Annotated in this window: 10 protein-coding genes; 6 read left to right on the top strand and 4 right to left on the bottom strand. The window is 71.0% G+C overall.

Translation table 11 applies throughout. The features are described 5' to 3' along the window. Positions 1-47 precede the first annotated feature (47 nt). Positions 48-1277: an NADP-dependent malic enzyme gene (locus ACFVIM_RS28790; protein ID WP_384307259.1), complete on the bottom strand. Its 1230-nt coding sequence runs from the start codon at positions 1275-1277 to the stop codon at positions 48-50. Between the two features lie 585 nt (positions 1278-1862). Here ACFVIM_RS28790 and ACFVIM_RS28785 point away from each other — a divergent pair. From ACFVIM_RS28785 to ACFVIM_RS28775, 3 genes are all read left to right on the top strand, one after another. Continuing rightward, positions 1863-2837 (top strand): ABC transporter substrate-binding protein, encoded by a 975-nt coding sequence (locus tag ACFVIM_RS28785; RefSeq protein ID WP_384307257.1) that lies wholly within the window; start codon positions 1863-1865, stop codon positions 2835-2837. Positions 2838-2919: 82 nt separating this feature from the next. After that, the gene (locus ACFVIM_RS28780) at positions 2920-3879 is read left to right on the top strand and encodes an amino acid ABC transporter permease (RefSeq protein ID WP_384307254.1); all 960 of its coding nucleotides are present in this window, start codon (positions 2920-2922) and stop codon (positions 3877-3879) included. After that, positions 3876-4637: an amino acid ABC transporter ATP-binding protein gene (locus ACFVIM_RS28775; RefSeq protein ID WP_384307252.1), complete on the top strand. Its 762-nt coding sequence runs from the start codon at positions 3876-3878 to the stop codon at positions 4635-4637. The genes ACFVIM_RS28780 and ACFVIM_RS28775 overlap by 4 nt, the downstream gene beginning before the upstream one ends. A 582-nt stretch (positions 4638-5219) precedes the next feature. Here the strand turns inward: ACFVIM_RS28775 and ACFVIM_RS28770 are convergent. Beyond that, on the bottom strand, positions 5220-6020 hold the full coding sequence (locus ACFVIM_RS28770; RefSeq protein ID WP_384307261.1) for a class I SAM-dependent methyltransferase: 801 nt from the start codon (positions 6018-6020) through the stop codon (positions 5220-5222). Between the two features lie 120 nt (positions 6021-6140). On the opposite strand from ACFVIM_RS28770, the gene ACFVIM_RS28765 reads away from it, so the two are divergent. Further along, positions 6141-6770 (top strand): CGNR zinc finger domain-containing protein, encoded by a 630-nt coding sequence (locus ACFVIM_RS28765; protein WP_384307249.1) that lies wholly within the window; start codon positions 6141-6143, stop codon positions 6768-6770. On the opposite strand, the gene sodX is transcribed toward ACFVIM_RS28765, so the two are convergent. Next, on the bottom strand, positions 6674-7093 hold the full coding sequence (gene sodX / locus ACFVIM_RS28760; protein ID WP_384307246.1) for a nickel-type superoxide dismutase maturation protease: 420 nt from the start codon (positions 7091-7093) through the stop codon (positions 6674-6676). The genes ACFVIM_RS28765 and sodX overlap by 97 nt on opposite strands. Before the next feature lie 149 nt (positions 7094-7242). Between sodX and sodN the strand changes: the two genes are divergently transcribed. Next, the gene (gene sodN, locus ACFVIM_RS28755) at positions 7243-7638 is read left to right on the top strand and encodes a superoxide dismutase, Ni (protein ID WP_384307244.1); all 396 of its coding nucleotides are present in this window, start codon (positions 7243-7245) and stop codon (positions 7636-7638) included. Positions 7639-7768: 130 nt separating this feature from the next. Here the strand turns inward: sodN and ACFVIM_RS28750 are convergent, their stop codons facing one another. Continuing rightward, a complete protein-coding gene (locus ACFVIM_RS28750; RefSeq protein ID WP_384307242.1) occupies positions 7769-8764 on the bottom strand; it encodes a LysR family transcriptional regulator in 996 nt (331 codons plus the stop codon). A gap of 179 nt (positions 8765-8943) precedes the next feature. Here ACFVIM_RS28750 and snpA point away from each other — a divergent pair, with 179 nt between their 5' ends. Further along, positions 8944-9600, top strand: a complete 657-nt coding sequence (gene snpA / locus ACFVIM_RS28745; RefSeq protein WP_384307240.1) for a snapalysin — start codon at positions 8944-8946, stop codon at positions 9598-9600. Positions 9601-9901: the final 301 nt, after the last annotated feature.

Below are 9901 nucleotides of genomic sequence, written 5' to 3'. Positions count from 1 at the left end.
GGCCATGTGCGGCGGGGCCCCTGACCGTACGAAGGGAAGAGAAGCGCCTAGCGGCGGGCGACGCCCTCCGCGCGGGCCGCGGCCGCCACGGCGGCGGTCACCGCCGGGGCCACCCGCTCGTCGAACGGCGACGGGATCACACAGTCCGCGGCCAGCGCGTCACCGACGACATCGGCCAGCGCGTCCGCCGCCGCGATCTTCATCCCCTCGGTGATCCGCGAGGCCCGCACCTGGAGCGCGCCCGCGAAGATCCCCGGGAAGGCGAGGACGTTGTTGATCTGGTTGGGGAAGTCGCTCCGCCCGGTGGCGACCACCGCCGCGTACTTGTGCGCGACGTCGGGGTGGATCTCCGGGTTCGGGTTGGCCATGGCGAAGATGAAGGCGCCCGGCGCCATCGTCGCCACCGCCTCCTCCGGCACCGTGCCGCCGGAGACGCCGATGAAGACGTCCGCCCCGGCCAGCGCCGACTCCAGCGAACCGGTGAGCCCGGCCTTGTTGGTCAGCTCGGCCAGCTCGCGCTTGACCGGGGTGAGGTCCTCGCGGTCGGCGCTGACGATGCCCTTGCGGTCGGCGACGGCGACGTCACCGAGACCGGCTTCCAGCAGGAACTTGGCGATGGCCACCCCGGCCGCGCCCGCGCCGGAGATCACGGCCCGCAGATCACCGATGGACCGGCCGGTCAGTTTCGCCGCGTTCCGCAGGGCCGCGAGGGTGACGATGGCGGTGCCGTGCTGGTCGTCATGGAAGACGGGGATGTCCAGCCGCTCCTGGAGCCTGCGCTCGATCTCGAAGCAGCGGGGCGCGGAGATGTCCTCCAGATTGACCCCGCCGAAGGAGGGGGACATCCGCACCACGGTCTCGATGATCTCGTCGGTGTCGGTGGTGGCCAGGGCGATCGGCACCGCGTCCACCCCGCCGAACTGCTTGAAGAGGATCGCCTTCCCCTCCATCACGGGGAGCGACGCCTCCGGGCCGATGTCGCCGAGCCCGAGGACCGCGGTCCCATCGGTGACGACGGCCACGACCTGGGACTTCCAGGTGTAGTCATGGACCAGGTCGGGATGCTCGGCGATGGCGCTGCACACCTTGGCCACACCGGGGGTGTAGGCGAGGGACAGGTCGTCCTTGTCACGCACGGGCACCGTGGTCTGTACGGAGAGCTTTCCGCCCCGGTGCAGGGCGAAGGCCGGATCGAAGGGCTCGCCGGGAGCGCTCTCCGGGCCGCTGTCGCCAAGGTGACCATTGCCGCTGGGAGAGTTGACGATCTCCGCTGCCATGTTGATAGACCCCTTAAGTCTTCATCAGTTGAGGGTGTCCACTCCTGGTTAAGGAGGGTGGGCGGGCATACCGCGTCCGGCCCGGCGTCTGGCGGTCTCGCCGCCGCACGGGGGAATGACGGACACGCGGGCGCGCCGCACACGCGCCCCGAGCCCCGGATGAGGGGTGTAATCGTCCTTCCTACCTCACAAGGAGTGGCTGAGACGAGTCTATTTCCGGGCGCTGATGTGTCGCGTCCGGGTACGGGTCGCCTTATGGGCTGTATGACCAGACACATCAGGACACAGTTGGGATACATCGGGACCGGTCGGCTAAGCGCACTGCGTCCCGCCCAGGATGGGCCGTCCGCCGCAGATCTTCCGGCGGGTCATCGCTAATCCAGTGAAAGGTCCGGTCTTGACCGGCGCACGGGTGGCGGCCGGAGACGTCCCGTTATCCGATTTTGACATGCGCACCCCCCTGAATCGGCTGGTCCGAGTGGCAAGATGCCGAAAACACCCGAGGTCGCGAGACTCGACGATGAGTACACGACCGGGATACGCACCACGAATGGCAGCTCTCTGACACGCCGGAGGACCTCGACCATGACCGCACGCTCCACCCGCCGCCCGAGCACCGCGAAGCCCCGGACCCGCACCTCCCGGCTCGCCGTGGCCGGCGCCGTGGCGGTCGCCGGCTCCCTGCTGCTGACCGCGTGCGGCGACCAGACGGACGACACCAAGAAGGAGGGCGGCGGCGAGGCCACCAAGGCCGCCGCCCCGCTCTTCGACCAGCTGCCCAAGGCCATCCAGGACAAGGGCGTCGTCCGGGTCGGCTCGGACATCGCCTATCCGCCGGTCGAGTTCAAGGACGGCTCCGGGAAGACCGTCGGCATCGACCCGGACATAGCCGCGGCGCTGGGCAAGCAGCTGGGGGTGACGTTCGACTTCCAGAACGGCACCTTCGACACCCTGATCACGGGGCTGCGCTCCAAGCGGTACGACATGGCGATGTCGGCCATGACCGACACCAAGGACCGCCAGAACGGCGTCGACTCCGAGACCGGCAAGAAGGTCGGCGAGGGTGTCGACTTCGTCGACTATCTGACCGCGGGTGTCTCGATCTACACCAAGAAGGGCGACACCCAGGGGATCAAGACCTGGGCCGACCTCTGCGGCAAGAAGATCGCGGTGCAGCGGGGCACGGTCTCCGAGGACCTCGCCAAGGACCAGAGCGCCAAGTGCGGCGCCAAGAAGATCGCCATCGAGGCGTTCGACAACGACCTGGAGGCCCAGACCCGGCTGCGCGCGGGCGGCGCCGACGCGGGCTCCGCCGACTTCCCCGTCGCCGCCTACGCGGCGAAGACGGCGGGCGGCGGCAAGGAGTTCGAGGTCGTCGGCGAGCAGGTCGAGGCCGCGCCGTACGGGATCGCCGTCGCCAAGGACAACGCCCAGCTCCGGGACGCGCTCAAGGCCGCCCTGGACGCGATCATCAAGAACGGCGAGTACCAGAAGATCCTCGACAAGTGGGGCGTCGCCGCGGGCGCGGTGACCGCGGCCACGGTCAACGGCGGCTCCTGACCCGGTGGCGGTACGGCCCGAGGGCCGTACCGCCAGGACAGGACCCGACCCGGTACCGACCCGGCACTGAAAGGCACCCCCCGTGACCGTCAACACCGACAAGGCAGACGAGCCCGGCCGACCCGACAAGGGCGGCGGGACGGTCGGCACGCCGACCCCGCCCGAGGCGATCAGGGCCATCCCGGTCCGCCACTACGGCCGCTACATCAGCGCGGTCGTGGCCCTCGCCCTCTTCGCCACGCTGATCTACGCCTTCTCCCAGGGGAAGATCAACTGGGGCGCGATCCCCGACTACTTCTTCGACGACCGGATCCTCGACGGCGTCGGCAAGACCCTGCTGCTGACCGTGATCTCCATGGCGATCGGCATCACCGGCGGTGTCCTGCTCGCGGTGATGCGGCTCTCCACGAACCCGGTGACCTCCTCGATCGCCTGGTTCTACATCTGGTTCTTCCGGGGCACCCCGGTCCTGGTGCAGCTCTTCGTCTGGTTCAACCTGGGCCTGGTCTTCGAGTACGTCAACTTCGGCTTCTACCGCGACGAGTGGTCCGACTTCATGACGCCGCTGCTGACGGCGCTGCTCGGACTCGGCCTCAACGAGGCCGCGTACATGGCCGAGATCTGCCGCGCCGGACTGCTCTCGGTCGACGAGGGCCAGACCGAGGCGTCCCACGCGCTCGGTATGAGCCGCTCCAAGACCCTGCGCCGGATCGTGATCCCCCAGGCCATGCGGGTGATCGTGCCGCCCACCGGCAACGAGGTCATCAACATGCTGAAGACGACCTCCCTGGTGGCGGCCGTCCAGTACGCGGAACTCCTGCGCCAGGCCCAGAACATCGGCCAGACCACGGCCTCGGCGGTGGAGATGCTCTTCGTCGCCGCCGCCTGGTACCTGGTGCTGACCTCGGTCCTCAGCGTCGGTCAGTACTACCTGGAGCGGTACTACGCCCGCGGCTCCACCCGGAACCTGCCGGCCACCCCGCTCCAGAAGATCCGCTCGACCGTCTTCTCGGTCCGCCGCCCCAAGGGAGTCTCCGCGTGAACGCGATGGTCAAGGCGGAGGGTGTGCACAAGTCCTACGGCCAGATCGACGTCCTCAAGGGCATCGACCTGGAGGTGGCCCCCCGCGAGGTGTTCTGCCTGATCGGCCCGTCGGGCTCCGGCAAGTCGACCTTCCTGCGCTGTATCAACCACCTGGAGAAGATCAACGCGGGACGGCTGTATGTCGACGGGGAACTCGTCGGCTACCGCCAGAAGGGCGACAAGCTCTATGAGCTGAAGGACAGCGAGGTCGCCCTCAAGCGCCGCGACATCGGCATGGTCTTCCAGCGCTTCAACCTCTTCCCGCATATGACGGCGGTCGAGAACATCATGGAAGCCCCCGTCCAGGTCAAGGGGGAGACCAAGGCCGTCGCCCGGGCCCGCGCCGAGAAGCTCCTCGACCGGGTCGGCCTCGCCGACAAGGCCGGGAACTACCCCTCCCAGCTCTCCGGCGGCCAGCAGCAGCGGGTCGCCATCGCCCGCGCGCTGGCGATGGAACCCAAGCTGATGCTCTTCGACGAGCCGACGTCGGCGCTCGACCCGGAGCTGGTGGGCGACGTCCTCGACGTGATGCGCGACCTCGCGGAGGACGGCATGACGATGGTCGTGGTCACCCACGAGATGGGGTTCGCCCGGGAGGTGGGGGACGCGCTGGTCTTCATGGACGACGGTGTGGTGGTCGAGTCGGGCCACCCCCGCGACGTCCTCACCACCCCCCAGCACGCCCGCACCAAGTCCTTCCTCTCCAAGGTCCTCTGACCCCACCCCGGCAACCCCGCCCGCCCAAGGTTGCGCACCCATCGCCAGGCGGGCGGGTCCCACTTCCGTGTTGAGCACGACCCCCGTCGCGGGCATGCGGGTTCCGCCCCGTTGTGGGCATCTGTTCCGCTGGGCGATGGGGGTCCCCCCGGCCGAAGGCTGGGGGAGGGTGGGCACACGGGGAACCCCCTGCCGGGCAGGCATCCCCACTCGCCCAGCCCCGCACCCGGCCCACACGGCGACGCACCCCCGCACCCCCCGGACCAGACCCCGCTGCGCCCAGCACCCCGTGCACGTACCCCGAGGGGGTGCACGGGGTGCGGGCCCGTCCGACAAGGGCCGACGCGACGGGGACCCGGTGTCCGGGTGGTGGGCTTGTGCCCACCCTCCCCCAGGCCCGCGCCTGGGAGGTGCCCCCACCCCAGCCTTCGGCCGGGGGTACCCCTCGTCGCACCAAGCGGAACAGAGGCTCACACGGGCGCGGACCCCGTGCCCCCACAGCGGTGGGGCCCGCCAGGCCACCAGCGGTGTGGCACCGCCGTGCCCACAACGCGGCCGTGGGCCGGGCCCCCACCCACCGCCCTACTTCAGCGCCAGCACCATCGCGTCCGACGGCGACCCCCACACCGCCCGCGCCTCACCGAATCCCCCCGCGCGCAGCGTCTCCACGTGCCACCCCAGCGACGGCGTCTCCCCGTCCGCGTGCGACCCGTAGATCTCGAACCGCCGCGCCGTCGCCTCCGCCAGTACGGGGTCGGCCGCCGCCACGGCCCACCACTCGGCCCAGTCCAGGGCGCCCGCCGCCTTGGCCCGTTCCATTCCGGCGTGCCGGTGTGCCCGCTCGAGCGCGTTGACGCGCGGGGTCGAGCGGTCGGGCATGCGGTCGGCGTTGAGGAAGACCCCGCCGTCGCGGACGAGCCCGGCGAGCTGTCCGTAGAGCGTGGCGAGGGGGCCCATCCTGAGCCAGTGCAGCGCGGTGGCGGTGAGGATGGCGTCGTACGAGGTGTGGGGCAGCGCGGCGGTCCAGTCGGGGTCGGCGAGGTCGGCGGTGACGAAGGTGACCCGCTCGTCCGAGGCGAAGGTGCCCCGGGCGATGGTGAGCAGCGCCGGGTCGAGGTCGACGCCGACGCTGGTGGCGTCGGGGAACCGGGTGAGCAGCCGGTCGGTGATGGTGCCGGTGCCGCAGGCGAGGTCGAGGACGCGCGGCGCGGTGCCGACGGCGGCTTCGACCATGTCGAGCATGACGCGGAAGCGCTCTTCGCGGTCGGGCATGTACCACTCCTGCTGCCGGTCCCAGCTCGTCTGCCAGGCGCGCCAGTCCGTTCCCGGCCCGGTCTCCCCGGTCCCCGCCCCCGTGGGCGTTCCCGTTCCCGTCTCCGCCACCGTGGTCGTCCCCGTCTCCGTACGCGCCACCGGAAGACCTCCGTCCGTAATACCCTGAATCCAGGATCGTCTCTTACTGTCGACGCCCACGACCCTAGACCGCCCCGGTAAGGACTACAAGTGGAACTGGCCTATTACTCGGACTATGCCGTGCGCCTGGTCAACACCGAGGAGCCGGCGCGGAACAAGGACACCCTGACCTCGGTCGAGGCGGTCCGTGAGCTGTTCGGCCCGTCGGCGCAGTCGGCCCGGCGCGCCACGGAAGGGGACGTGACCCGGTTCCGCGCGGTGCGCGGACGACTGCGGGCGGTCTTCGCGGCCGCCGACGCGGGGGACGAGACACGGGCGGTCGACCTGCTGAACTCACTGCTGCTGGAGTTCCCCGTCAGCCCCCAGATCTCCGGGCACGACATCCGCGACGAGGACGGCCGGCCGAAGTGGCACATGCACCTCGCCGACCACCCCTCCAACGCCACGGCGGGGTACGCGGCCATCGCGGCGATGGGACTCGCCTTCCATCTGACCGAGTACGGGGTGGAACGGCTCGGCCTGTGCCAGTCGGCACCCTGCCGCAACGCCTATCTCGACACCTCGACCAACCGCTCCCGCCGCTACTGCTCCGACCGCTGTGCCACCCGCGCCAACGTCGCCGCCTACCGCGCCCGCAAGCGCCGGGAGACCGAGCGGTCGGAGAGCACCGGCCGGACCGAGGAGAGCACCCAGGAGACCCGCGCCCGCATCGAGCGCTGACCGGGCCGCGGCGGCCGGTAGCGCACCCGCACCCGGCCCAGGACCAGTTCGGGCGGGACCGTGCCGAAGACCCGGCTGTCGCCCTCGGCGCCGGGATTGTCACTCAGCACCCACCAGCCGCTCTCCCTGCGCTCCACCAGCCGCTTGACGATGAGCAGGTCCTGCTGGAGCGGATGGCGCAGTACCGCCACATCACCGGGCCGCACCCCGGCGCCGTAGTGCACCAGCAGCCGGTCACCCCCTCTGAGCGTGGGATACATCGACGGGCCCGTCACTTCCGCGACGCCGAACGGCGCGCTCGGCTCCCGCCCCTGCTCACTCATCCGCCACCTCCGGCTACGGCGGTACGTTCCGCCACCAGTCCCATAGTGACCCCGGACTTTCGGCCTAAGCCCCCGGGGGCGCTCGCGAAAACGGGCCAGTCACGGAGTAATGTCCCACCTGAGAAGACGATCACGAGGAGGACAGCTCCATGCTTTCCCGCCTATTCGCCCCCAAGGTGAAGGTCAGCGCCCACTGCGACCTGCCGTGCGGTGTCTACGACCCGGCCCAGGCCCGGATCGAGGCCGAGTCGGTCAAGGCCGTGCAGGAGAAGTACCAGGCCAACGAGGACCCGCACTTCCGGGCCCGGGCCACGGTCATCAAGGAGCAGCGGGCCGAGCTGGCGAAGCACCACATCTCGGTCCTGTGGAGCGACTACTTCAAGCCGCCGCACTTCGAGAAGTTCCCGGAGCTGCACCAGCTGGTGAACGACACCCTCAAGGCGCTCTCCGCCGCGAAGGCGTCCACGGACCCGGCGACCGGCCAGAAGGCGCTCGACCTGATCGCCCGCGTCGACGAGATCTTCTGGGAGACCAAGAAGGGCTGACCCGCGAGGGTCCTCTCCGATCGCGGTGTACGCAGCCCGAAGGCCGCTCCCTCTCCGCGAGGGGGCGGCCTTCGCGCACCCGCCGGCCACCCGCACGGGCCGGCCGCCCCCACCTCACCCGGGGTTCTCCTCACGCCGCCGGAGCGCCCAGCGGCCCGCTCCCCTCGCGCGCCAGCCAGGCCCGGTACGCCTCGACCCGGTCGGCCGCCTCCTGGTAGGCCGCCTCCAGGTCTTCGTACACCCGAGCGAAGGAACCTTCCGTCACCTCCGGCGCCCCCGTCCCTCCCGCAGCCTCCGGCGTCTCCGGTACACAGAGCAGCAGCCGCACCGCCAGCGGATCCCCGCGCACCGGCCGGATCGCCATCCCCTCGTGCGGCCCCGATGTCGGCTGGCAGGGCGCGACGGCCTCGCCCGCCACGATCAGGTGCGCCGCCGTGTGGTAGTCGCCGTGGAGCAGCCGGGGGCTGAGCCCGGCGGCGGCCAGGACCCGACGCAACCCATCCCATTCGCCATCGACGGTGGGGTCGACGATCCAGCGGTCCCGGGCCAGGTCGGCGAGGTCGACGACCGGTGTGGCGGCGGCCGGGTGGTCCATCGCCATGGAGACGAACTGGGGCTCGCGCTCCATCAGCACCCGGACCGCGAGCCCCTCGGGAACGGTGAGCGGACAGCCCTCCACCTCATGGACGAAGGCGACGTCGAGCTGGCCCGTCGCGACCATGCGCAGCAGCGCGTTGGCGGAGACGTCCATATGGAGCGAGATGTCGGTACCGGGCAGCCGCCGCCGGAGCCGGCCGATCCAGCCCGGCAGGGCGCGGCTGGCGGTGGAGCCGATGCGCAGCCGGGGCCCGTCGGCGTGGGCGGCGGCGGACTTGGCCTCGGCGACGAGGGCGGCCATCTCGGCCACCAGCGGCCGGGCCCGGCTCAGCACGGTCCGGCCGACGACGGTGGGGCGGCAGCCGGAGCGCTCCCGGGAGAAGAGTTCGGCGCCGAGCGCGTTCTCGATGCGCCGCAGCTGGGTGGTCAGTGACGGCTGGCTGACGCCCAGTTGGCGGGCGGCCTTGTGCAGGCTGCCCGCGTCCGCGATGGCGCACAGGGCGCGCAGATGTCTCACCTCCAGCTCCATGTCCCGAGAGTAGGTCGGCCGTTGTCGGCCACACCAGAGACACAGTTCGGGCACAGCGGACGGAGGGGGACAGGTGATGCGGCGGAGTTATCGGAAGTTGGCATCATCCCCGGCGGGGGGTGGTTCCCGGACACTCCTGCGTACCGAACCCGTTCTTCGGACGAGCAGGAGATCCCCCCATGCGTCACCACAGAACCGTACTCTCCGCCCTCCTCGGTGCCGGACTCGCCCTCACCCTGGGCACGGTCCCGGCCTCCGCCGCCACGGCGCCCGAATCCCCCACCGCGGGCGCCGCCCAGTCCTTCGTCGCCTACGAGGGCTCGGCGCAGGACGTGAAGGCCACGAAGGCGTTCTTCGCGGCCGTACTGAAGCACGTGGCCGAGAAGCAGGCCGCCAACCCGGGCGCCCGGGTGGTCACGGTCACCTACAACGCCGCGAGCGCGCCCACCTTCCGGGCCCAGATAGCCGAGTCCACCCGGATCTGGAACAGCTCGGTCAGCAACGTCCGTCTCCAGGAGGGCAGCAACCCGTCCTTCCGCTACTACGAGGGCAATGACCCCCGTGGCTCCTACGCCAGCGTCAACGGCCTGGGCCGGGGCTACATCTTCCTCGACTACCGGCAGAACCAGGTCTACAACTCCACCCGGGTCACCTCCCACGAGACCGGCCATGTGCTCGGCCTGCCGGACAACTACCGCGGCCCGTGCAGCGAGTTGATGTCCGGCGGCGGCCCCGGCACGTCCTGCACCAACGCCGTCCCGAACGCGAACGAGCGCGCCCGGGTCAACTCCCTGTGGGCCCGCGGGCTGGCCTCGGCGATGAAGGCCGCGCGCTAGGCCGTGTCTGCCTAGGCCCTGCCCGCAGGCCCTGTCCGGGCCGCCGCCGTCCCTCCCGTACCCGAAGGAGATCCCGTACCCCGAGGGAGGTCCCGGGGTACGGGAAGTCCCGAGATACGGGAGGGACTCGGGGGCGGGAGGTCCCGGGGGCGGAGGTCCCGGGGGCGGGAGGGACTCAGCATCCCGCTCGGCGACAGCCATGGGTGTGACCGCCCGCCGCGCGGTCACACCCCCACCCGCGCGGCCATGGGCCCGGACACCGCCGCCCCGGCACCGGGCCGCGCGAGAGAAGACCGAGGGC

This window comes from Streptomyces sp. NPDC057638 (assembly GCF_042800315.1).
GTDB lineage: Bacteria > Actinomycetota > Actinomycetes > Streptomycetales > Streptomycetaceae > Streptomyces.
Note: the sequence above shows the minus strand (reverse complement) of the source record. Positions and strands in the feature narration are given on the sequence as shown.